The sequence below is a fragment of the Bacteroides sp. CAG:189 genome, assembly GCF_000432295.1.
Taxonomy (GTDB): Bacteria; Bacteroidota; Bacteroidia; order Bacteroidales; family Bacteroidaceae; genus Bacteroides; species Bacteroides salyersiae.
The window spans coordinates 97,141-121,487 of record NZ_HF991126.1; the positions used below are offsets into that span (position 1 = coordinate 97,141).

Annotated in this window: 12 protein-coding genes and 2 tRNA genes; 3 read left to right on the forward strand and 11 right to left on the reverse strand. The window is 40.5% G+C overall.

The window, feature by feature from the left end; all coding sequences use genetic code 11:
* Nucleotides 1-79: 79 nt before the first annotated feature.
* A complete protein-coding gene (locus QVP90_RS19575) occupies nt 80-781 on the forward strand; it encodes a DUF3256 family protein (RefSeq protein WP_025819102.1) in 702 nt (233 codons plus the stop codon).
* Between the two features lie 111 nt (nt 782-892).
* On the opposite strand, the gene QVP90_RS19580 is transcribed toward QVP90_RS19575, so the two are convergent.
* The 6 genes from QVP90_RS19580 to QVP90_RS19605 form a co-directional block, all read right to left on the reverse strand.
* Complete coding sequence (locus QVP90_RS19580) at nt 893-1,978, reverse strand: phosphotransferase enzyme family protein (protein WP_021937376.1); 1,086 nt, start codon at nt 1,976-1,978, stop codon at nt 893-895.
* A 120-nt stretch (nt 1,979-2,098) separates the two neighbouring features.
* The gene (locus tag QVP90_RS19585) at nt 2,099-5,437 is read right to left on the reverse strand and encodes a glycoside hydrolase family 2 TIM barrel-domain containing protein (RefSeq protein WP_021937377.1); all 3,339 of its coding nucleotides are present in this window, start codon (nt 5,435-5,437) and stop codon (nt 2,099-2,101) included.
* Nucleotides 5,438-5,806: 369 nt separating this feature from the next.
* Nucleotides 5,807-5,879: transfer RNA gene (locus QVP90_RS19590), tRNA-Gly, on the reverse strand.
* A gap of 49 nt (nt 5,880-5,928) precedes the next feature.
* Nucleotides 5,929-6,011 (reverse strand) — tRNA-Tyr (locus QVP90_RS19595).
* Between the two features lie 72 nt (nt 6,012-6,083).
* Nucleotides 6,084-6,578, reverse strand: coding sequence for a 6,7-dimethyl-8-ribityllumazine synthase (gene ribH / locus QVP90_RS19600; RefSeq protein WP_005925274.1), 495 nt, complete (start codon nt 6,576-6,578; stop codon nt 6,084-6,086).
* A gap of 137 nt (nt 6,579-6,715) precedes the next feature.
* Nucleotides 6,716-7,399: a tetratricopeptide repeat protein gene (locus QVP90_RS19605; protein WP_021937378.1), complete on the reverse strand. Its 684-nt coding sequence runs from the start codon at nt 7,397-7,399 to the stop codon at nt 6,716-6,718.
* Between the two features lie 162 nt (nt 7,400-7,561).
* Here QVP90_RS19605 and recF point away from each other — a divergent pair, with 162 nt between their 5' ends.
* Nucleotides 7,562-8,674 carry a DNA replication/repair protein RecF gene (gene recF, locus QVP90_RS19610; protein WP_021937379.1) on the forward strand — a complete coding sequence of 371 codons (1,113 nt, stop codon included), beginning with the start codon at nt 7,562-7,564 and terminating at the stop codon, nt 8,672-8,674.
* Nucleotides 8,671-8,961, forward strand: a complete 291-nt coding sequence (locus QVP90_RS19615; RefSeq protein WP_005925266.1) for a DUF721 domain-containing protein — start codon at nt 8,671-8,673, stop codon at nt 8,959-8,961. The genes recF and QVP90_RS19615 overlap by 4 nt, the downstream gene beginning before the upstream one ends.
* A gap of 117 nt (nt 8,962-9,078) precedes the next feature.
* Here the strand turns inward: QVP90_RS19615 and QVP90_RS19620 are convergent, their stop codons facing one another.
* The 5 genes from QVP90_RS19620 to QVP90_RS19640 form a co-directional block, all read right to left on the reverse strand.
* Complete coding sequence (locus QVP90_RS19620) at nt 9,079-13,665, reverse strand: beta-N-acetylglucosaminidase domain-containing protein (RefSeq protein WP_021937380.1); 4,587 nt, start codon at nt 13,663-13,665, stop codon at nt 9,079-9,081.
* Between the two features lie 100 nt (nt 13,666-13,765).
* Entirely contained in the window at nt 13,766-17,785 is a 4,020-nt protein-coding gene (locus QVP90_RS19625) for a LamG-like jellyroll fold domain-containing protein (RefSeq protein ID WP_021937381.1), read from the reverse strand.
* A 237-nt stretch (nt 17,786-18,022) separates the two neighbouring features.
* Nucleotides 18,023-19,066 carry a hypothetical protein gene (locus QVP90_RS19630; RefSeq protein ID WP_021937382.1) on the reverse strand — a complete coding sequence of 348 codons (1,044 nt, stop codon included), beginning with the start codon at nt 19,064-19,066 and terminating at the stop codon, nt 18,023-18,025.
* A gap of 75 nt (nt 19,067-19,141) precedes the next feature.
* Nucleotides 19,142-22,984 (reverse strand): endo-beta-N-acetylglucosaminidase, encoded by a 3,843-nt coding sequence (locus tag QVP90_RS19635; RefSeq protein WP_021937383.1) that lies wholly within the window; start codon nt 22,982-22,984, stop codon nt 19,142-19,144.
* A gap of 21 nt (nt 22,985-23,005) precedes the next feature.
* Nucleotides 23,006-24,347, reverse strand: a 1,342-nt coding sequence (locus tag QVP90_RS19640) for a SusD/RagB family nutrient-binding outer membrane lipoprotein (protein WP_288204937.1), incomplete at its 5' end; no start/stop codon positions are given.

Sequence of the window (24,347 nt, forward strand, 5' to 3'; positions counted from 1 at the left end):
TAACGGACGGATCGAGTATTTCAAATAATAACAGATGGATTAAAAATGCGGTATGATGAAAAAGATAGATAAATTGAGAATGAGTAGGTATGCAATGGTGTGGGGGATGTTATTTTCGGCTTTGTGGCTGTTTGCGGTAGCGCCGTTGCAGGCTCAGACTGAACAGGATAAGGTTCTGGCTGAACAAGGTACCAAAACTCAGGTTCATCAAGAAGCCAAGAAGATATTTGTCAATATGCCCGATTCTTTGTCTCCATTGCTTACGGCGGTAAATCGTGCAGATTGTATCGACTTTTTGGAAAGTAAGATGAAGGCAAAGGTTGAGAATCGTTTTGGACGGGAGTCGGAGATGACGGAATTGAGCAAGGATTACATTCGTGTTCAGATGACTTCGCAAAGCACTTGGCAGATGAAGCTATTGGCAACCAGTGACACTACACAGGTTATCTGCACCGTCTCTACCGCATGTGCTCCGGTGTGTGACAGCAATATTCAGTTTTATACTACTGACTGGAAGGAGCTTCCGATATCCGATTTCATTACCGCTATGCCGGCAATGGATGATTTCTTTGAAACTCCCGATTCTGCTGCTGCCTATGAGTATAATCATGCCCGCTTACAAGCGGATATGCTGTTGATGAAAATTGATCTTTCCGCTTCTGATAATACACTTACATTTACGCTGACTACTCCTGAGTATATGGAAAAAGAAACGGCAGACAAACTGAAACCGTTTATCCGCCGCCCTATTGTTTATACTTGGAAGGGGGAGAAATTCTAAGAAGCCTCTCCCCAACCCTCTCCGTGGGAGAGGGAGTAAGGAGATACTCTTGTTTATTTATCAGTTACAAAACTAATTTTGCTCTCTCCCACGAAGAGGACTGGGGAGAGGTCAGCCTAAACATTCCCTGATAAATGCTGTCATCTCCGGAGTGTGCTCTTCTACACTTTGCAATAGTTTGAATTGTGCTTTGGTGCGTACAAGGTTGTGTTCGGGATATTTGATTTTATAGTAAGTGTCTCCGTTAATGTAATCAGCCAAAAAACGTACACATTGCATATACGGGAATAAAGCTGCCGCATAAGGCAAATTTTCTATTTCTATCGGAGTAAGGAACGAGCGTGCACCTTCCAGATATCCTTTGGTGAATGCTTTGAATATTTCCATGTTGAAGTTAACGCGATTCAAATCTTTGTCGTCTTCATCACCGGTATTGGCTCCTGTACGGAGAAAATCACCGTAGTCAGAGAAGATAAAACTTGGCATTACGGTATCCAGGTCGATAACGCAGAGTACCTTGCCGTCTTCATCAAACATCATGTTGTTTACTTTCGTATCACAGTGGCATACACGTTTGGGTAATTTTCCTTCGCGATACATACGTTCGGCTTTACACATTTCATCGGCACGCTTCTCGATCTCATCGATATAGTATTGTACCTCGGCCAATCTTCCCGCAGCATTGGCTGCTACGGCATCACGCAATTGTTTTAAGCGGAATTCCATGTTATGGAAGTCGGGGATAGTCTCACCCAATGTTTCGGGAATGTCAGCAAGTTTTGCTTGGAAATCACCGAAAGCAACACCGGCATAATAAGAATATTCCGGATTAACCGTTTCATATGTTTTCGCACGTGGGATGAATACCATAATACGCCAGTAATTTTCTCCATCATACCAATACGTTTTACCTCCATCAGCTTTTACGAAAGTCAGCACCTTACGGTCTATATCGGTTTCTCCTTGTTCTGTCAGTTTACGACGGATGTGGTTGGTTACTGAAGCTATATTGTTTTGCAGCATCTCTACATTTTGAAAGATAGCGTGATTGATGCGTTGCAGTACGTAATCAGGGGCATCGGTTTCGGCCGTAGTTACTTTGTAAGTGTCGTTGATTAATCCCGCACCCAACGGTTTTATATCGCTGATGGTGCCTTGGATTTCAAAATGAGACACAATGTCGAATAGATTTTTCATGATTTTTATTTTTAAAGTTGATGAAAATAATATGCTAATGATTCATGTGCCAATATGCCAATTGGCTGCGCAGAATAATTTATTAATTAGTTCTTTTTCATTCCTTCATTCTTTCATTCCTTAATTGGGTATCAAAGTGAATCCCCAATTATATTCCTGGTTGGCAGGAATGGTGTATGCCGGTTCGGGACGAGCTCCCCAACTATTGTATCCTGCCAGTCCTTGTTGCTTCATATCGATGCATACTTCCACGAAGTCACGTGGAGTGATATCGTTGACATGGTGCATTCTTCTCAATACATTCCGGGCGGCTTCTTCGTCGTGATTGGCTATTTCTTCCGGTGAAAAGTTATTCCATTGACGTGGATGTGGGAGTGCCTCTTCCGAGTCGAAGTCTTCAATCGAATTGCGTAAAGCATTGAATCCGATGATGCTGTCGGCCATAATAGTCAGGCCTTTGCCATTTTTTTTGCTGAGGCTTAGCCAGCGTGTATCAGTATGGTGACCGTTTTCCTGTGGACGGACATAATTATAATACATCTTATCGGCTGTGGTTTTATATAACCCGATAAGGGTACCTGCATTCCGGTCTATGTAATTCTCTTCCGGTCCGCGTCCGAAGTATTCCACTTTGTTCATTTCTGCCGGAAGCCGGAAACGGACACCGATACGGGGAACATTCAATTTTGCAGCAGCTTTGCGTGCTTCGTCATTACCGGGAGTGAATGTTGCCATACGGGTTGCTTCGGATACTTCTGTTTCTGTGGCTTGCATATCAGTCGAAGTAAATCGTGCATTGACTTTTATAACTCCCGATGGATAAATCTTGTAAGTTACGATATAGAGATTACCGGCTGCTAACAGATAATTGACTGTCAGTATGGCGGTATTATCATCCATAACGATGTCGGCATCTGCTACGTTGAAATTTTTGCTTGATTGTTTCCATATTTGGAGACGCTTAGGTTCTCCATTGCCATAATCATTGTCATTTGGGGCACGCCAGAAATTGGGCTGGATTCCGAATCCGTCGTTAAAATATTCCGTACCGTTCACCTGATACGAGGTGACAAGTCCTGTCTCCTTATTGAATACAAAATTAACTTTAGAAGAGGTCGCTGTCAGATTTTTACCTTCGGTTTGTACTTTCAATGCCGGTCCGTTGGTTGCAAAAGCCGGCCGTGCTAACGGTTCGATAGGAAGACGGAATTGCTCATAGGCTATTTCGTGACCTGCCGGAATCAGAGGTTCCGGTTCGACAGTGGTTACTGAGAAATTTATGAAGTATTCAATTCCCGGTTTTGCTTTCAGTCCGTTTACAGGAACTGTGAATTCCTTAGAACCTTGTGGATCGATATCCAGAGAGGTTTTTCCGCTTTTTATGATCTTTCCATTTGCTGCTATATTATACGAAATCTTATATTTCTTTATATTTGTAAAATAAAAACGGTTCTTTACCAATATTCTGCCGTTTGTTAAATCAACCGGTTCAAAAGCGATATTTTGATGAGCATATTTCACTTCTGCCATAGCAGGATGTGGTGTACGGTCGGGATTGACAAGTCCGTTGCAGTTGAAATTGCCGTCACTCGGGGTATTTACGCCATAGTCGCCACCGTAAGTCCAATATTCACGACCGTTCTTGTCTGTCTCCAGAATTCCTTGATCTACCCAGTCCCATATATATCCACCTTGCAAGTTGGGATATTTATAGATTTCTTTCCATTGATCCCATAGATTTCCGGTGGAATTTCCCATAGCATGAGCGTATTCTGACGGCACCACCGGACGGTCACTGCCTTGTTTCCCTATCTGGGCAAGCCATTCTGCACTGGGATATTGCGGTACGTACATATCAGAGTTCCATTCCCATTGGGCGCGTTCGTAGTTTACAGGGCGATCCATCAGTTCCTTGTCAGCATTCTTCAGCCATAAGTAGGTTTGGTAGAAATTATATCCGTTTCCGGCTTCGTTGCCAAGCGACCAGAAAGTGAGACTCGGATAGTTTTTGTTACGCTCGAACATGTTGATAGTCCGCTCCATGTGTGGTTTCAGCCATTCCGGATTGTTGCCCAACGAACCGCCTTTACGCAGGTCATAATACATGCCGTGGCTCTCGATGTTTGCTTCATCATAAACATAGAGTCCGTATTCATCGCAAAGTTCATAAAAACGGCGGCTTTGCGGATAGTGGCATAAACGGACTGTATTCAAGTTGTTTTGTTTCATCAACTCGAAATCGCGGCGCATGAGTTCTTCAGTGACGTAATGTCCTGTTTCGGGATTATGCTCGTGTATGTTTACTCCTTTTAGTTTCAAGGGTTGTCCGTTGATGAACAGCAGTGTGTAAGGCTTTCCGTTTGCTGCCAGCTGTTTACTTTCTTTGATCTCTATTCTACGGAAACCGACGTTGAAAGGAACGATTTCGTTTACTTTTCCGTTTTCTTTTACTGTCATCAAGAGCTTGTACAGGTTGGGGTGTTCCGAAGTCCAGGTAAGTACGGCGGGAATCTTCTGAGAAAAACTTACAGTGCGGAATTCTCCTTCAGGCACATAAGTGGTTTTTTCTTCTGTTGCCACTACTTGTCCGTTCTTGTCCAGAAGTTCGTATACGACTGATAGATTTGTTCCGGCCGGCCGATGGTTACGTAAGTCAGCGCTCAATGCAAAGATACCGTCTTTGTAAGTATCATCCAAGGTCGACTTGATGCGGAAGTCCTTCAAGGCTGCTTGAGGCTGTGAATAGAGAAATACGTCTCTCTCTATGCCACTGATACGCCAAAAATCCTGGCATTCCAGATAGGATCCTGTACTCCAACGGAATATTTTCAGTGTAAGTACGTTCTTGCCCGGTTTTACATATGGGTTGATCAGAAACTCTGCCGGGTTTTTGGAATCCTCGCTATAACCCACCTCTTGTCCGTTTATGTAAACATAGACCCCGGATTTTGCTCCGGCTATATGCAGGAAGATGTCTCGCCCGTCCCAATCGGCCGGAATATCGATGTCCCGGCGATAGACACCTACAGGAGTAGCTTCCGGTAGGAGAGGAGGTTGTGGATTGCGTGCTTTGAATTCGTATCCGTGATTGGTATAGATGGCTACGCCATGTCCTTGTACTTCCCAGTTTCCGGGAACTTGTATATCATGCCACGAAGCGGTATTTGCTTCCGGAGACGTGATGTTGTCCGGTAAATCTTTATAGGAATCCACATAGTAAAATTTCCATGTTCCGTTGAGTAGCCGGTAGTATCGGCTGTTTTCAAATTTACCGCTAAGTGCATCCGTGCGGTTATCGTAGCTCATAAAAGAAGAACGGGGGTATTCTTTGTTTACGGCTACCACTTGTACGTCTTGCCAATATGGTTTGGAACTATTGTCTGCTTGCAGACCGGAAGATAGCATACCGAAGATGCTAAAAAGAAAGCCCGCAAGGGGGTAATGCAGTCTCTTTTTCATGTTTCCCAATGTATTTTTGGTTGAAGAATTAAATTAATAAATTTGATGTTACAAATATAGGAAGTTGTAAATCTATATACTCTCTTTTCTCTACTCTTTTAAGACAAAATAACTGGTATGGCGTGAGCAGTGGTTGATTTGGCTAATTTTATTTTTGTTATTCTCTCTGTCGGATCGAAGAATCCCTCAGGTTTTTACGTTGATCCCGAATACACCCTGTTGGAACTTAATATTTTAAAAGAAAAAATCCTGATAGTTTAAATGACTATCAGGATTTTCTTAAGAGCGGAAGACGGGGCTCAAACCCGCGACCCTCAGCCTGGAAAAAAAAGGCAGCTACTTTTAATGTAACTGCCTGATTTTCAGAAGAGCGGAAGACGGGGCTCAAACCCGCGACCCTCAGCTTGGAAGGCTAATGCTCTATCAACTGAGCTACTTCCGCAATTTTTGTGGGCAAAGATGGATTCGTGAGCTACTTCCGCAAGTGTGAGTGGGAGAAGATGGATTCGAACCACCGAAGACATAAGTCAGCAGATTTACAGTCTGCCCCATTTGGCCACTCTGGTATTTGCCCTTTTGTTCGCTTTTGAGATCCTTGTCTTACACTTAAGGAGGTTTGTTTCTCAATTGCGGTGCAAAGATACAACTATTTATTTAAACTCCAAACAAAATCGATCATTTTTATTGCAGTAATTGCACATTCGTCTCCTTTGTTACCTAACTTGCCACCGGCTCTGTCCTCTGCCTGTTCCATTGTATTGGTGGTAATAAGTCCGTAAATAACTGGTATATCGCCAGTTGCATTTAATTGGGCTATTCCTTGAGTCACTCCCATGCAAACATAATCAAAATGTGGAGTATCTCCTTTAATTACGCAGCCAATGATAATAATTGCATCGACATCACTATTTTCCATCATTTGGTTGGCACCAAAAGTAAGTTCAAAGCTTCCGGGTACTGTCTTTACCAAAATGTTTTCGGATTTGGCGCCATGTTTTTTTAATGTATTTATTGCACCGTCCAATAATGCGCCGGTGATTTTATCGTTCCACTCAGAAACAACAATACCAAATTTCATTTCTTCTGCATTCGGAACAGAATTAAAATCGTAATCTGATAAATTGTGATAAGCTGTTGCCATAATAATTATAGAATTAAAAAATGATGTATTAAGAATAAAAAATAAGGTGGAGGGGAGGGGCAAAAACAAAGAGTGAAAAGTTACTGCGCTTAAGGCTACAGGGCACTTCTCACTCTTCACTCTGTTTTGGGTTATGTTTACTTCTTCAGCAATTTAGCCTGCTCGATGTATTTATTGATGTCCATTGCCTGATATGACTGGAAGTATTTATCTTTAATTTGGGTATATGCTTTGATCGCTTCTTCTGCTTTACCCTGCTTAATCAGGATTTCACCGGCTTGCAACAGATAAATAGGACTTAACGTATTGCTGTCTGCCTTATCGGCAGCTTTCAGCAATGCAGCAACAGCTTTATCCAATTCATTCTTTTGTGCATAGCAGTTACCGGCAGCAGCAAGAACGGCCGGTCCTACCATTTGGTCTTTTCCGTCAAATTCAGTCAGATATTTGATGGCTTCGTCATATTGTCCTAATTGTGCGTAGCAAAGGCCTGCGTATGCTTTAGCTAAGTTAGCTGCTTTTGTGCCGCTGAATTGTTCCGCCACTTTCAGAAAACCGGTGTAACCGATACTGTCACCGTTTAATGCTTGGGTAAAGTTGTCTTGTTCAAAAAGCTCCTGTCCTTTGAAGAGAGCAGCCTGTGCTTTTTCTTCACGAGGTTCGGCATAAAGGTGTTTGTACATGATAACGCCCGCTACGATAATGATCACAGCAACAACTCCGCCGATAATTGCTTTTTTGTTTTTAATAAGAAATGCTTCCGACTGTGTCAGTGCATCTTCCACATTCATTTGTTCATTGTGGTGCTTTTGTCCTGCCATTTTTATATGATTCTTTTTTGTTATTATTCCAACTTTTGTATTTCGACTCGCAAAAGTAGTTTTTTTATATCTACAAACGAAATTTAGCGGCATCTTTTTTTGTTTTACACCCTAAAACCACGAAAATCTTTCTACTTTTGTAACCAAACTTAATGTGTAAACATGATACTGAAACGTATATCCATATTAAATTATAAAAATCTGGAGCAGGTTGAACTGAACTTTTCTGCTAAGTTGAACTGTTTTTTCGGACAGAATGGCATGGGAAAGACGAACTTGCTCGATGCAGTTTATTTTCTCTCTTTCTGTAAGAGTGCCGGAAATCCGATCGATTCGCAGAATATACGGCACGAACAGGATTTTTTTGTGATTCAAGGATTTTATGAGGCGGCAGACGGCACGCCCGAAGAGATATATTGCGGCATGAAGCGCCGTTCCAAAAAACAATTTAAACGTAATAAGAAAGAATACAGCCGTTTGTCCGATCATATTGGTTTTCTTCCTTTGGTGATGGTTTCGCCTGCCGATTCTGAATTGATAGCCGGAGGGAGCGATGAGCGCCGCCGATTTATGGATGTGGTGATTTCTCAGTATGATAAAGAGTATCTGGATGCGTTGATCCGTTATAATAAAGCGTTGACCCAGCGCAATACATTATTGAAAAGCGAACTTCCGGTAGAAGAAGAATTGTTTCTTGTATGGGAAGAGATGATGGCGCAGGCGGGTGAAGTGGTATATCGTAAACGTGAGGAGTTCATCCGGGAATTTATTCCTATCTTTCAATCTTTTTATTCTTTTATATCACAGGATAAGGAGCAAGTCGGATTATCATATGATTCTCATGCGCGTGCCGCTTCTTTGCTTGAAGTATTGAAAGAGAGCCGTGTGCGTGATAAAATAATGGGATATTCTTTGCGGGGTATTCATAAAGACGAGTTGAACATGCTGTTGGGCGAGTTTCCGATAAAAAGAGAAGGTTCGCAAGGGCAGAATAAAACGTATCTTGTAGCGCTTAAATTGGCACAGTTCGATTTTCTGAAACGTACGGGCAGCACGGTTCCACTGTTGTTGCTGGATGATATTTTTGACAAACTGGATGCTTCGCGTGTAGAGCAGATTGTGAAATTGGTGGCCGGGGATAGTTTCGGACAGATTTTCATTACCGATACGAATCGTGAACATCTGGACCGGATTTTGCATAAGGTAGGCAGCGATTATAAAATGTTTCGGGTAGAACAAGGTGAAATAGCGGAAATGAAGGAGGCTGAAGTATGAAACGGAACAATGCAGAACAAATAGGAAAACTGATTCAGCAATTTCTTCGTCAGGAAAGTTTGGAGTCGCCTTTGAATGAGCAGCGTTTGCTGGATGCCTGGCCGCAAATACTGGGACCGACCATTGCCTCATACACTCAGAACTTATATATAAAGAATCAAACATTGTATGTACATCTGACCTCAGCCGCCCTTCGTCAGGAATTGATGATGGCGCGTGAAAAGTTAGTCCGTAGCCTGAACCAGAAAGTGGGGGCGACGGTGATCGTTAATATTATATTCAGATAGAGGATTGAAATATTATTCTGTACTGGAATCCTTTTAATAGAAAAGGCTGTGGCAAAGTATTTATCGCTTCACCACAGCCTTTTCAATTTATATTAATCTCTCTCAGTCCGTTTAAATTTATCTTTTGATAAACTTGGCGGTTTTAACTGCATTTCCGAGAGATACTCTTACCAGATAGCAACCGTCTGCCAGATCTGCAACGTCTGTTTTTGAAATAGTTGATGTTCTGATGTATTTTCCGGTAATGTCATAAATGTCGAGTTTATCACCGGCATTCATTCCCTGCACGTATAGTTCTCCTGATTCATAACGAATACTTACAGCTTCTTCGGAAGTGTTTCGTACGGAAGTGATCTTACTGAAAATAACATCGAAAGTATAATCATCATCAATAGTGAAAATGAATTGATTATCAACTAAATCGTCGAACATTGAATCTCCGTCGAATATAAAATCGTTGAGTTCATAGCCTGTTTCCGGGATGAAAGTTAAGGTGATTTTTGTCTCATCCAAGATGGAAGCGACACCGTTTTCATATGCATTGTTTTCGTCATCCGTGATTTGTACAGTACCGTTGCCGGTGATGTTACAGGTGATACTCCGCCTGGCAGTGGCGTCTTGCATAAACTCAACCGTAATGATAGATTCTTTTTCAAGAATAAATGTGTTGCCTTTAATTTCGGTTCCGTTTACTTTAACGCTTTTTAATTGATATCCTTTATCGGGAATCACTGTAATGGTCAGTACAGTACCTTCTTCAATTTGATTCTCTCCGGCAACGAGCGGAATGTCTCCGTTCATGACGGTCAGTGTCCCGTTGGCAACTTCTGCCGGCACCGTGACGGTATAGAACACTGCTGCCGGAACGCGGCCATCGGCTAATGTCGGCACAGCTTCTGTAACGGTGCCACTGATTAAACCGCCGTCCGAAGATTTTGTTCCTGTGTATTCAAAGAAAACGGCTTCTTCATCTGTTTTGTCGGTAACTGTCGCTTTATTAAGGAATGCCCCTTCACTGCTACCGTCAATGCTGTTGAAAGTGTACCACGCTGTTAGGTTAGGTATATCTTGAGGGGTTTGATAGGCTTGTTGAACTTCCGCAGCCGACAAGGCTTTATTGAAAAATTGAAGCTCATCGCAAAGTCCGGAGAATCCCATACCACCGACGAAGAATATACACGGATCATCTGGGAAAAGTTCCAATTTATTGTTCAATTGTATCTCTTCGCCGGTTGATATACCATCTTTATATACGCTGACTTTGTGGGTGTCATTATCATAAATAAGAGTCAGATAGGTCCATGTGTTCAGACTGATACGGGTAGAAAGCGTTTGATCGATCTTGTTGGATGCGCCTGCTATCACTTTCAGTTCTCCGTTTTCTGTAGTACTCAGGATGAGGCTTCCGTTGTAGTTCATGTGCACTTGCGGTCCGTGCCCCATGATAACGTTACCTTTATTCTTACTTTCATTTGTAAATTTATCCATGTTTACCCACGATGCAAGAGTGAATGATTTTCCTGTACGGTCCGTATCACTTCCGGAACGGTCGCCAAGAATGGTTTCCGGTACTTGCAGGCGATAACCGCTTGTCCCGCTTGTCTGTGGGATTGTAATCGCTTTATTTTCTTCGATGAAAGGATTTTCGATCGGCATTATTTCGTAAAGAACAGGGATATTATCCTTATTCCAAGTAATCTTTAGTTGAGAAATATTTTTCAGATTAGCCACTTGGACAGAAGTGCATGCAGCGTCCAGTTCGCCTTTGTTGATCCATTTCCCATTGGCACACACCGTTATTGTCGGTTTGTCTGCTGTAGGTACAAATATACTGTTATGGAAAATCTGAATTTCATCGATAGAGATGTTCTCAATGAAGCGATAGATTACATATCCGGCATCTTGAGCCTGATAGCCAGCCGCCAAGCTGCGGTCATCCAGCAGAGTGATCGGGTTTCCTTCATTGTCTTCTGCAACAGGAGTGATACGTGAACTCGTTACTTCAAATTCCGTCAATTGGAACCAATTATTACCGCTTATCGATTTAAGATATAAACGCACGTATCTTGCAGATTTTCCACCGGCATTGCAAGTATATATGCTATTGGATATGGCCGAAGCGGTGAACGATTTTACCGTAGTCCAATCTTGAGCATTGTCGGATAACTGGATAAGAGCTTCCCCGGTAGGCATGTCTCCATCGGCAAAATGCAGGGTTATGTCAAAACGGGCAGCGGACGCGCCAAAATCCAATTGAATGTAATCTCCAATTTTTTGTGCACTGCTGCTCCAAAATTTGGTGGAGTAATTGCCGTCTATTACATTTTTTATGTTATAAGTTTGGTAAGTACCCATGTTGGTGGTGGCTTCTAAAGGGACTGAACTCTCGGAAGCCGGCATTCTGAATGAAATTTCATTTATCGGAATGAGCTGGTCGGAATTACTGTTGTTCACAATACGGAAATAAGCCATTTGCTCTGTTGATTCCTCTGTCGGTATAAAGCCGGTCCATTCTTTTCCGTTGATGGAGTATTCTGTTGAAAGATTATCGGTGAGAGATGCCGGTAGAATTCCGGTAGTAACTTCCTTGATTGCATTGAAGAAGATGCCGATATATTCTCCCGGTTTCAGTGTGACGGCATTGAGTCCGGATAGTTTGGTTACATTCTCTTCCGCCTGAATATTGACTTCAGATAGATTTTTTATGTTAGTGATCACTTCCATCTCCCGTGATCTTTCCGGAAGCTGTGGAGCATGGTCACTTAATTTACCGGCAAGGAAATCAATGAACGGATCCAGATATTTGGGGGTGGGTTGCACCTCTTTAAATTCTTCGTAAGAACTTGTTCCTTTACCCTCGAGTACACTCAACTGGAATTTCGGATCTGTATGTATCTTTTGTGCATTGGCTTGGGCTATGGCAAAATCGGTCCATGAAGAAAGGTCGGATTGATTTTTCATCAAAGAGATCGATTTGACTACGATGTCCGTCATCGATTCTACTTTTGCCAGCCAGCAATTAATGTCTTCGTAGAATAAATTATATTCTTTATTTTCACTGTCTTTTAGTGTTTGTAGTACCTTACAAGCCTCATTCGCTTTTTTCATTTCACTCAAAAGTTGCGTTGCATCGGGGATATTCTCTTTGGAATATGCCGATTGAAAAGCTGTGTAGAGCGGCGAGAATTTTTCCCCTTCCGGAGTTCTTGTATCATGGGTAGTGTATGCACTCATCACACCGATAAATGTTTTGAGGGCTTCGGTTAACTCAGGTTCGGCTACGATAGAAGAAAGAGATGCTTCCCAACTGGCTGACTCATCGAATTTAGCCGGATTCCATGCATAGTCTGCCGAACTGAATAGCGCTATCTTTGAAACCTGCCCTTGATTCATCGGATTTAAAACCAACCCTTGTAGTGAAGAGATCGGAGTTTTATCTTCGATAATCCAACGTGCGGTGAGCCCATGCATATAGAGAAATTCGTCATAATCATCGTTTACCGGATTATTCCACCACATGATGGGATTGCGTCCTATCAAGTCGGCCATACGGTCACAGGCACTCCCCCGGATATTAGAAAAGCAGTCATATCCGGTAAAGGCTACCAGCACATCTTTATGAATGTTTTTGAAAGAGGAGAGGGTAGAGGTTCCATAATTTAATGCATATTGTGTCGGGACGAATAGAAGCGGTCCTACTTTGTCTTCCTCTGACACTCCGGTCTTGTTGAATTTTTCATATAATTTGACTTGAGCTTTATCTGCAAGATCAGACTGGTTGTACGGGTGACCGCTCATATCGTCGATGGATACACCGAAATGCCGTATACCCAATTTGTGCAGGTGATCGAATTTCTCCATGATAGCTTCCACTCCCGGATCCAGATTGCTGAAGTTTATACCTCCTCCTTCGAGTGCCGGATGGATCGACCATATAAAAGCAACATTGCAGGCTTTCGCTTTGCTTGCCAGTTCGCGCAGGTCGTCTTGGGTGATCAGCCCCATGTGGCGTTCTTGGTCGGTTATGGTTGTCGGGTAATCTTCACGCCATTTACCTGCATGGTAAGGATCGGCTTTCGGACCATATACAAACATATTCATTTTGTATCGTTTGCAATAGTCCAACAAGTTAAGCCGGCTTTCTGTGCTATACGGATGTCCATAGAATCCTTCTACAATTCCGCGATATTGAGTATGGGAATAATCCTCGAAAGTGGCAGTTTGCAGGTTGTTTCCGGCAGTTTGTCCTAATATTTGTTCCAGAGTGGCCATGCCATAATAAGCCGATCCGGTATGATCACCTAAGATGATTATATCTCCTTGGGCATGGTGGTTGTTTATTTGTAATAGGTGAGGGTCATATTTATTGTTTGCTGCGGCAAAGACATCTCTTGACAGGGAGTGGCTTGTTGCATAATTGTCGGCTATCTCTTTAGAACCGTTAATGCCGATCAGGATATTCGTTTGATCATCGGTAAGCGTGTTACTGACAGTGAAACTAAATCCGGCATCGGTTAATACCTCTTGGACGCGGTTTATGGTAATTTCATTAATACCGGTTTCTTTGACGATATTTACATTTGGGGTCATTTTTATGGTATTTCCGTTCATTGTTACTTTTTGAGGAACGGGATACACACGATATGTTTGCGCATGTAGGGTCATGCTACATAACAACAGAGTAAATAAAAGGATGTTTTTCATTATGGGAACTGTTTTTTTTGAAGAAAAGGCTGTGGCAAAGTATTTATAGCTTTGACACAGCCTTTTCAATTTATGTTAATCTCTCAAAGTGCGTTCAAGCTTATCTTTTAATAAACTTCACGGTTTTGATTGTATTTCCGAGAGATATTCTTACCAAGTAACAACCGTTTGCAAGATCTGTAACATTTGTTGCTGCGAGAGTTGATGTCTCGATATACTTTCCGGTAATGTCATAGATATCAAGTTTGTCACCGGCATTCATTCCTTCAACGTATAGCATTCCCGATTCATAACGAACGCTTACAGCATCTTCTGAAGTGTTTTGGAGTGAAGTGATTTTAGTGAAAACTACGTCGAAAGTATAATCTTCATCAGCAATAAAGTTGAATTGATCATCAATTATATCTTCGAACATGGAATCACCGTCATATTTGAAATCATTCAATTGGTAACCATCTTCAGGAATGAAAGTCAAAGTGATATTAGAACCATCAGGGATAGAAGCTACACCGTTTTCATATACATTGTCTTTAGCATCTGTAATTTTTACAGAACCATTACCAATGATGTTACAAGTTACAGTCCGGCTGATAGTAGTGAATTCTGCTTGAATATCCAGTTCTTCCGAAACAGTAATATTCATTTTTAATGTATTTTGGATTTCTGCAAGTTTGTCAGCTCCGTTGATCGTAAATACACTTAAAGTTGCATTAGCATTAGGAGTTGCGATAACTGTTAATTCTGTACCATATTCTACAGGAGTGCTACTTTCAATATTTACATTGTTCTGTTTTACTGTTAATGTACCGAAATCATTAGAACTGAATGTTACACTGAAAAGTTTTTTAGCAAATACTACATCAATGTTCAGGTCTGTTTGACAATTGGCTATTGTATATACTCCGGCAACATTTATAGACTCTTTTTGTTCTTCTCCATTAACGATAAAACTGGATATTTCGTAACCTTCGCCAGCAGCTAACACCATTGTGATAGATGTATTTTTTTCAAATTCATCTCCGCTGTTGAATGGATTTTCCGGATCATTCTCATCTATGACTGTGAACGTTCCTACTCCGGAAACGGTATAGTTAATGGTCAGTTTGTCAGTAAATTCAACGCTAACAGTTGATTCTCCATTTACAATGAATGTATTACCTTCAATTTCTGTATCATTTACTTTAATACTTTTCACTTGATAACCTTCAGCAGGAGTTGCTTCAACAGTTAACATGGTGTATTGTGCAACTTCACTACCCGGAGTGATTACATTATTACCGTTCTTGATAACAAATGAACCGTGTTCTGTTTCTGATACATAATTTATTGCGAATTTGGGAAGAATATGGCCATCAACCAAAGTTGCTTGGATAGGAGAGCAAGTATATACATCTCCCCATACAGAAGGGTCATATGCACTTGTTCCGGAAACCAAATTGGCATCACACGTACCTCCGGTACCTTGATTTGGTATATTTTCAATGGAGTTTTCATCAAACTTATAGAACGCAACCAAATTTTCCGGTGCATTGATATAACCGTTCATAGAGGTTGCGATTTCTTCTGTGTTCAGTGTTTTACTCCATACTTGTATTTCATCCACGTCACAAGATGATGAACCGTTACCTGCAAAGAAAATACATTCGTCTGCTAATAAACCGATACCATGAGCTTCTGTTCCATTTTTAGTTGCACTTAAATCTCCTGTGGATAATAACACACCATTTTTGTACAATTTGATTGAACGTGCATCATCATCTACGGCTACTGTTAAGAAAGCCCATTCATTAATATCCAAAGTTACGTCAGATACAATTTCTTGTATTCCGTCACATTGAGATCCGTTAACCCAAGCTCTGGCTTTTAGTACTAATTGGTTGTTAGCGTTGATGCGGACTGCGAATGTTCCTTCGGCACCATAGAATGATTTTTGTGCATGACCAAAGAGGTCGCCTGTACTATTCAGAGGTCTAACCCATGCTGACATCGTGAAATTACGGGCACGATAATCGCCTTTATCTACGATACCATTACTCCAGTTATTATTTGTTCCATTCTTATGTTCTCCTAAAACGAGATCATCAAACCGGAATTGATATTGTGTTTTACCACTATTTGTTGGAATATGTATTGCTTTGGCTGTAGCCTTTGCAGGTTCTTTTGAAAATGCAACTGTGATGGCAACATCTTCTGTTACGGTATAAGTACTTTCTGTCAGTGGTGTATCATTTATTTTCAGATAATCTAAAATATATCCTTCTGCTGGAGTGGCTGTAATCGTTAATTCTGCATCTTTTTCGACTTGGTTGTCTCCGGCTGCAAGTGAAGTATTTCCATTCATAACTGTTAATGTACCATTAGCAACTTCCATAGGTAGTGTGACTGTATAGTATGTTGGAAGAACCGTCATATTACGTCCGTCGGCGAAGGTTGGAGCGAATTCAGTAACTTTACCGGAAACTAATTCATTGCCAGCCCAAACAGTACTTGTAGTATATTTATTGAAAGTTGCTTTAATATCAGCTTTATCACTTGATTTTATTTTGTTTTCAAACTGTCCTGTCGTTCCTTCGGCAATAGAATTGAAATCATATAAGGCTGTTAATCCGTCTATTCCTTTAGGATCATTGTATGCCGTTAATACGTCGTCAGATGTTAAAGCCTTATTGAAATACTGGAATTCATCGCACATTCCGGAGAACATTACTCCACCAACGTAGAAAATAGCAGGATCATCATTAAAAAGATTTAGCTGATGGCCCATTTCCACTGTTTCCAATATCATACCATCTTTGTAAACGCTTACAGATTGAGCATCGTTGTCATATACGATTGTCAGATACATCCAGGTATCAATTGTAATGTCTGCATTCAAATCTCTGCCGGTTATGTTGTTTTCTCCACCTCCCAGATATAATTTTCCGTTTGGCTTGGCACACAAAAAAACGCTTCCATTGTGGTTCATATGTGCTTGGGCACCGTGTCCCATGATTACAGTACCATCTCCTGTTCCTTCATTTTTACTACCTGTTAATTCTGCAAAATTCACCCATGTTGAAATAGTAAATGATTTACCTTTACGATCAGTATCTCCGCCATCACGATCTCCTAAAAGTATTTCAGGAAATTCCAAGCGATAAGCTGTTCCAGAGTAGTTACCTATTTGTGATTTGGGAATCGTTACCGCCTTGTTTTCTTCTCCTACAGCTTTCTTTGCAAAACCAACTGTAATAACTGCATCTTCTGTCACGGTATAAGTGTTTCCGGTTAATGTTACATTATTTACTTCCAAGTAATCCAGTATGTATCCTTCTGCCGGAGTAGCTATGATTGTCAGTTCTGTTCCGTTAGCTACTTCTTCTCCGTTGGTAATATCTTTATCACCGGCTTTAACTGTTAAAGCTCCGTTTACTATTGATTCGGGAAAGTTGATAGTAGAAGTGGTAGCTGTAGATTTAGCTTGAATATCAATACTATAGTCAATTATTGTTCCATTGTTTCCTCCTATTGGGTTTGTAGGACTCGGATTTCCACAAGGATTTTTACTATTCCAGTCTATTTTTAGTCTCAATCGGGTTTTACCGGTTAGAACATCTTCCGGAATTGTAAATACAGGTGCCCCGGTTTTACCTTCACCTGCCTCTACTGTTTCTCCGATACTATTGGTAGACGGACCTTCTCCGGTTGCATTATAGTATGTATACGACACTAATTCATTTTCTTCATTGAAGATACCATCTTGATCATAATCGATGTATACATAATAATGCATCCATGAAATTTGATTGCGGAAAGTCCATGATATAGTTAATTCGTCTCCTTTTGTCGCAGTGATGGTTGCATCTGTCACATCCAGATATACTTCCGGTTGTGGATTGTTGTTTAAAGTGTTTGAAAAAGGACTGGATACCCCTTTTGATGTAGCACCTGAAATCGTGATTGTTTCTAACCGTCGTTCTGTTGAACTGGTGCGTGAGTTTGCATCAGGGATACAATAAGAGAGTTCGTCTTCACTCAACAGACTGTTTGTTTGCAGTTTGAGTACCCTATTTCCTACTGCATTGCTTGCAATAAACGGAAATAGAGTTAGAATAACTAGTAATAGAAAATGTTTTTTCATAATAATTGAATTTTAATTAAACAAATTATCGCTTGTTTTTATAAAGCAGTTGAGGAGGGGATATCCCTAGTGAGGAATTTGCTTTTTATTGTATTATTTTTAAAAGACTATTTTAAGATAAAAATAAAAATATAAGAAAACCGGAATACAAATTCTATAAAGAAATGCATTCCGGTTATCTTTTATTAGTTATTATTTCTTAAAACGGGTCTATTTTTGTTCTATTTTTTATTTTACCTATTGTTCTATTTTTAATTCATTAGAACCGTTTACATTGATATTTATTTTGGATAGTGTTAAACGAACGGAGAATGTCATACCATCTTCCATGTCGGTCATCCAGCAATCTTCATCCAATGTGTAGGTGTAGATTTTGGTTTCAGGATTCCAATTTGCCGTATCTAACCTTTTGTTTCTATCAATGTAAGCTCCAATATATGGAGAATTGGTAGTTACAATGTAACTGTCTCCGTCATTGATTTCATCCACATAAAATTGAAGATAGTAGTTTCCGTTTACATCTTTTTGCATTGGGTTGGAATTTACAAATTCATAATTGAAGTAGCTGAAATCACAGATTTTTTGGCGGAATCCATAGTTCCATCTGGTTATCCATAGTTCATAATCCCTCGATTGGAATTTCTCTTTTGTGAAGACGATGCTTTCATAATCGTTTCCTTCTCTATAAGTGGAAGCAATTTTTTCAATGACCTTTTGGGTCGATTTATCAATAAATTCAAGAGAGTCGATGGCTGCACCGCTTGCTTGATCCCATCCCTCTGCCTTTATTTTCAGAACACCGCCTTTGGCCTGTGTTACATCAGCTTCTATGTTTTTGAGTATCATGAAGTTAAATTGATCTATTATTTGATAGTTGTTGTTCCTGACTAATAACAAATCGTACTTACCCACTTTCCATGTATCAGAAAAACCTAATCCGACCAAGATCGTATCGTTGTATGAAACACGACTATAATATCCCTCTTCATTTCCTTTGACGCCAGCATATTTATATCCCCAGTCTACATATGTGTATTCGCCTGAATCTTGATTTCTGGCAATGAATTCATCTGTTCCCATAACTCCTTCGACTTTACAGAATTCAAGTGCTATATTCCTTTGAAGGGTGATGTCATACGAACCTTTATAATTCTCGGTCGGATTATAATCTATAATACTCTCGACTTGCTTCATGGTTCCGCTATTATCTTCATCATTCTCACAACTGGTGAGGAATAAAATGATCGGGCTTAACAGAATAAATAATTTTAGGTAATTCATATATATCTTTTAATAATGTAAATAGAAAAGGAGAGTGTGCAAAGCGCAGTTGGTCTGCACACTCTCTTTCGTGAATTAACGTTCTTTTATTACCTTAAAAGATTGAACGCATTTATCATTTTGCATTACAACTACATAATACATGCCTTGTGGAGCATCGAATGATAGTTGACAAACTTCTCCGGCTGCAGCGTTATAGTTAGATGCGGAGATTTGTTTACCTTGTATATCGAATACAAGAACGTTGTATATACCTGCATCTGCAAATAATATATTCGCTTGTTCTTTGAATGGATTCGGATAGATTAAGTAATTATTGGCTTTATTATCTTCTTCTATACCGACTCCTTTCTTTACTACAATGTAATCTGTGATCGTTTTTGTTGCACTACCCCAAGAGTTAGTTAATGTTAGTGTCACCGGATATTGACCGTCTGTGGCATATGTTGCAGTAGCCTTGTTATCTCCTTCTTGTGAGAAGTTGGCTCCATCAAGTATCCATTTAGCCGATTCGAACTTAATAGGGCGGCTACCTGTAATGTAAGGTACGCCTAAAGCAGGAGTTAATTGATTTTGCGGCACGTCAACATTTTTCTTGTTTTCTGTCGTACCGATCGTCATATATGCTCCAGGTACAGCTACACTGTTGTTTCCTTCATTTGGGAAATAGATATTTCCATCTTCGTCAGTAACAGTACTTTCGAAAGTAAAATACCCATCCAGTCCGGTAGGAGGAATTAAATAGCCGCTCATTGATTCTTTTATTTCGGCTTCGGTTAGTGCTTTGCTCCAAATTTGTACTTCATCTACCCAACCGGTGAAACTGGCCAGATTGGTCATACTGCCGCCTACATAGAATTTGGCACCTTTCCAGTCTTTGGGACCTGTTCCTCTTGATTGTACGTCGATAATTTTCTTCCCGTTTAAATAAAGTTTTACATTTCTTCCGGCTTTCACTACACAAACATGATACCATGTATTGGGTGACAGTGTATAGCCATTTGACATACCGTCTACTTCGGCGTTGTGTTCGTAGTTGGATGTTCCAGCAGGTGGAGCATCGACGGATACAGACAATTCATCTTCACCGTTTTTGTATTTGTTGTCAGAGTAATTGGCAGGGCGTATAGCGGTCCACATTTCTCCCCAAACAGACTCTGTCCAAGTGCCAGAATAATTACGGTTAACCTTGGTCATCAATAATGTTCCCAAGGAAGCGTGTTCAAATTTTTCTACTTTAAACCATAGCGCGAAGGAAGTATTTGTATATTCTGACATGACTTTGCTATCAACAGTTAATTGATAAGGTTCCTTCATATACAAAGATTGAGATACGGAACAGTCACGTTCTCTGCCATTTTGCAGATAAGTGTCACCTTTGGCAATATCAGCACTAAGATTCACCTTTTCTTCCGTAAGTACTTCTGTTTTATCTGCTGCGATGTTAGTGATCATTGGTAAGCGCCCGGTTGCTTCGGGGGTTACCAGAAGTAATGCCCTGTTTATAACAACAGTATCTTTCAACACGCCGTTTATATTCATCTTGGTAGCTACTTTCACGTCGTAAGTTCCAATAGAAGGCAGTGAAGTTGTTAATTTCAATACATTTTCTTTGCTGTCTATCACGTCTCCTGTCAAAGCATTCAAAATTTCGATATTTGCTGTCGGGTGGTTAGGATCTTCAAAACCAATTGTGACTTCTTCGTTCGGTTTGATAATGTCTTTGTCAATTGTAAGTGTTTCAATTGTAGACAGGTCACTTTCTATTTCATCGGACCAAACGATTGGGGAAACTGTTTTTCCATCTAATCCTACAGAACGGACTCCAATCTGGAATTTCTGATCGACACCATTCAACGGAGCATCCACTACGTAAGCAGCCCACGAAGTGGTGGCAGTTACCAATGTTTCTTTCTCACCTTGTTTTACATACACTTCGTAATACCAAGAATTTACTTCTTCATTATAAATCGGACAATCTTTATATTCTTCTTTCCGAGTACCGCTAAATGGCACATCGAAGATTACTTTAAAGTCTGCACGATTATACACGCGTTTCATAACGTTGGTATAAGTGATGACTGGAGTAACTGGAGTCTTCTTAAATAATTTAGGTATAAATGACATTTCTCCTAATAATACTGCATAGTCTTTATCTGTTCCTTCGATTGCTAAACCAATACATCCGATCACATCTCCTACTTTTAAATTCAATTCAGATGCTTTGATCTTTACTGTATTCCATTTACCTTGTACGATACCATCGGTAGGCAAGGTGTGATAGGTGAAAGCACTTTCTGCTCCGAGTTTTGAAACTTTTAGTTTCATTTTCGGATCCGTACCGTTCAGCATTTTAAATACAATTGTGAATTCATCGGCTGTGCTGGCTATATTAAATTTGGTGCTGAACAAGCGGATATCAGATTTGGAGGTAGCTCCGTGTATTTTTAAGCATGAACCGCCGAACCAAGCATCATCAAATGTAAAGTCACAATTGATGGGATCTGATGGTATTGTTACTCCATCTCCGTTGTCGATCCACCAACGCCATGTCGGTAATAAATCCTGTAATCCGATGTTGTACCATTTATGATCGAATGTAACGGTTCCTTCTTTGCTGAAAGAATAACCATTACCCAAGTTAAAACGTGTAACAAAAGGGAGTTCTGTTAGCGTACTTTCTTCGATTACAGCTTTTGAATAACCATGCCATTTGGTCAAATCAGAGTAAGAAGAGGTAATCACGTCATCTGTTACATCTGGAGTGCGAAGCACATTTCTGGAACCACCGGTAAATAGGAGTTCCTGTTTCTTTTGATATTCATTTTGAACACTAAGATCAGAATTGCCACCTTCTGTTGAACCTGCATATAATTGACTACGGTCATGTCCACCCCATACTACGATAGATACCGGCTGTTTCATCAGTGCTGTCCATCCGGCATTTCCGTATTTACCATATCCTCGTCCTTGCTGGTCGAAACCGGCATATACATCGTATGTACTACGGCCGAGAGACTTAGCAGCGTCTACAGATTTCTGTAAACCGCTTTCAGTCCAGTTGTAGTTTAAGAAAAATACGTCAGTAACAGGGTAACCATTTTTATGGAACCATTTGTCGTTAGCACCTATTTCCAATTTAGAACCATTATCACTCAAACCGCCGGAATTGGAAACGAAAGCATACCATTCTACATGGAATGGGTGATTCATCTCTTCGGCTACTTTATGACATTCGGCCAAGAAAGAAGAAAAATCTTCGTTCAATTGTGTCGACCAGTTACCTTCGGGATTCAAACCGATACCGTCAATACCGTAATATCTTAAAAATTGGATTAATTTGCGGGCATACTTGAAAGTTCCGTCTTCATTTTTAGCAGCCAATTGTGCTAACATTTTGCCGGCATCACTGGTGGCGCTGACTTGAGATGCCCAGTCGATAAAGTAAAGACATCCGGTGCGGACACCATTTTTATGAGCCACATCGTTGAAAGTTCCGGGAACGCGGAACCAACTGTTGGACCAGTTTGCATGAATATTGATGTATTGCCACATGTTGAAGTTGTCACCATCAAAATTGTAACGTGGCATTGGACCCCATTTTTTAGTCATTTCACCAATCGGAGAACACCAGCAGAGATTTTTATTGTTTTCTTCGTTCAGATTCTTATTGGCCTGCGTATTCGAGTTAATGAAACGCGTTTTTAGTGGTACGCGGGAAATGAAGAAATTTTCATCCTGATAATTTGGATCGTTACTGAAATTATCACCCGGTTGCCATTTATCCAATGCAGATACGATATCTGTTCTTTCCGTTATACCAAAGTCCACGTACATTTCGTGCGTTGGTACACTTTGCCCCATTGCACTCATCGATGCTAATAAAGCTGCTGAAAATAAAAGTTGTTTTAGTTTCATAATACTAATTTTAAGTAAATATTAATCAAGTGTCTTTTTTTCTGCAATATCCCACCATAGCCGGGTTCCTTGGGTGTCATCTTTAGCCGCTCCGGTTGTTTCTTCATTTAAAGCGGATTTGGCCGTTAATGCCACCTCGTTGGCCACCTCAAGACTGGCGGTATTGTAAGGTATGCGACGTATGGTTACCCCTTCTGTGAGAATTTCACCGGTAATCCAATTAAAGCGTGGTTCTTCCAATGAACCATCTGAATTTCCATAAGCAAAAGGACAGTAAGGTAAGAGCTTTGGATATCCTGTGCGGCGGTAATCAGTCCAGGATACGCATGATTGTGGGAACATAGCGATCCATTTTTGTGTAATAATTTTTTGTAATTTTTGTTCTTTCGAATCATTGATGTAAGGATTCGTATCTGCATTCTGGGGCTTGTCGTAGCTATTGTTAAGCATATAGTAGCCTCCCCATAACGGAAGATTGTTGTCACTGTCCAGAAAATCCCGATAGGTAGCTTCCTCTACTATTTGCTGGGATACTCCTAAATTACCCATACCTTTCCAGTCCATATATTCATTATAAGCTGCTGTCGAAAAAGAGTGTTTGGTGAAAAATTCTTTAATACCAGCGTTATAAAAATCTTCGGCTGTTCCACCTACATTCCATCCACGTAAACTGGCTTCAGCCAATAGGAATAGTGCTTCCTCTACTTTGAAGAACGCTAACTTTTCACCAGCAAAGTTCAAGTTAAACTTTGAATAATATTGGTAAGTTTGTGTAGTGAGGGCAGCGGTCGATAGTTCCATTCCGGAGCGGATACTTAAGAACTTTTCTTCTTTTTTTATTGTAGCTTGATTCCGGTTTGTAATAGCTCCTTCATTTTTTGCGAACCAGAATTCTAAAATAGGATGTTGCGTACGAATCAGATAGTTATGATACGAAGCATTTAAACGAGAATCGACCCAGCTATTTGCAATTTTGTAAAGGGGATGATAACCTACCTCTGTTCCGGTTCCGCAAAGTAATCCGATTGTTTTGTCTCCGGCCTGCAACACTCCACGTTGAACGGCTTCTTCTCCCAATTGCTGTACTGTTTTCTCTTCTCCGTTGATATTACATGTATATCCTTCCACGTCAACAGCCGTCATTGCCATGCGTAGAATTAATGAGTTGGCATATTTTCTCCACATTTTTACAATGTTGGCGGCTGTGCCCTGTTCCGTTAACATATCTGTACCCTTAATAAGATCATCGGTGTTCTCAATCGGTTGTTTCTCGTATTCCATTAATATGGAATCGGCTTTAATCAGGTCTTGAAACAATTGGGTGTATACTACGCTTTGTTTTTCATACGTTAGCGGACGCTCT

What these genes read in the sequence shown, in the direction of transcription:
- QVP90_RS19575 (WP_025819102.1), top strand. Translation starts at nt 80, where the DNA reads ATGAGTAGGTATGCAATGGTGTGGGGGATGTTATTTTCGGCTTTGTGG.
- QVP90_RS19580 (WP_021937376.1), bottom strand. Translation starts at nt 1,978, where the DNA reads ATGAAAAATCTATTCGACATTGTGTCTCATTTTGAAATCCAAGGCACC.
- QVP90_RS19585 (WP_021937377.1), bottom strand. Translation starts at nt 5,437, where the DNA reads ATGAAAAAGAGACTGCATTACCCCCTTGCGGGCTTTCTTTTTAGCATC.
- ribH (WP_005925274.1), bottom strand. Translation starts at nt 6,578, where the DNA reads ATGGCAACAGCTTATCACAATTTATCAGATTACGATTTTAATTCTGTT.
- QVP90_RS19605 (WP_021937378.1), bottom strand. Translation starts at nt 7,399, where the DNA reads ATGGCAGGACAAAAGCACCACAATGAACAAATGAATGTGGAAGATGCA.
- recF (WP_021937379.1), top strand. Translation starts at nt 7,562, where the DNA reads ATGATACTGAAACGTATATCCATATTAAATTATAAAAATCTGGAGCAG.
- QVP90_RS19615 (WP_005925266.1), top strand. Translation starts at nt 8,671, where the DNA reads ATGAAACGGAACAATGCAGAACAAATAGGAAAACTGATTCAGCAATTT.
- QVP90_RS19620 (WP_021937380.1), bottom strand. Translation starts at nt 13,665, where the DNA reads ATGAAAAACATCCTTTTATTTACTCTGTTGTTATGTAGCATGACCCTA.
- QVP90_RS19625 (WP_021937381.1), bottom strand. Translation starts at nt 17,785, where the DNA reads ATGAAAAAACATTTTCTATTACTAGTTATTCTAACTCTATTTCCGTTT.
- QVP90_RS19630 (WP_021937382.1), bottom strand. Translation starts at nt 19,066, where the DNA reads ATGAATTACCTAAAATTATTTATTCTGTTAAGCCCGATCATTTTATTC.
- QVP90_RS19635 (WP_021937383.1), bottom strand. Translation starts at nt 22,984, where the DNA reads ATGAAACTAAAACAACTTTTATTTTCAGCAGCTTTATTAGCATCGATG.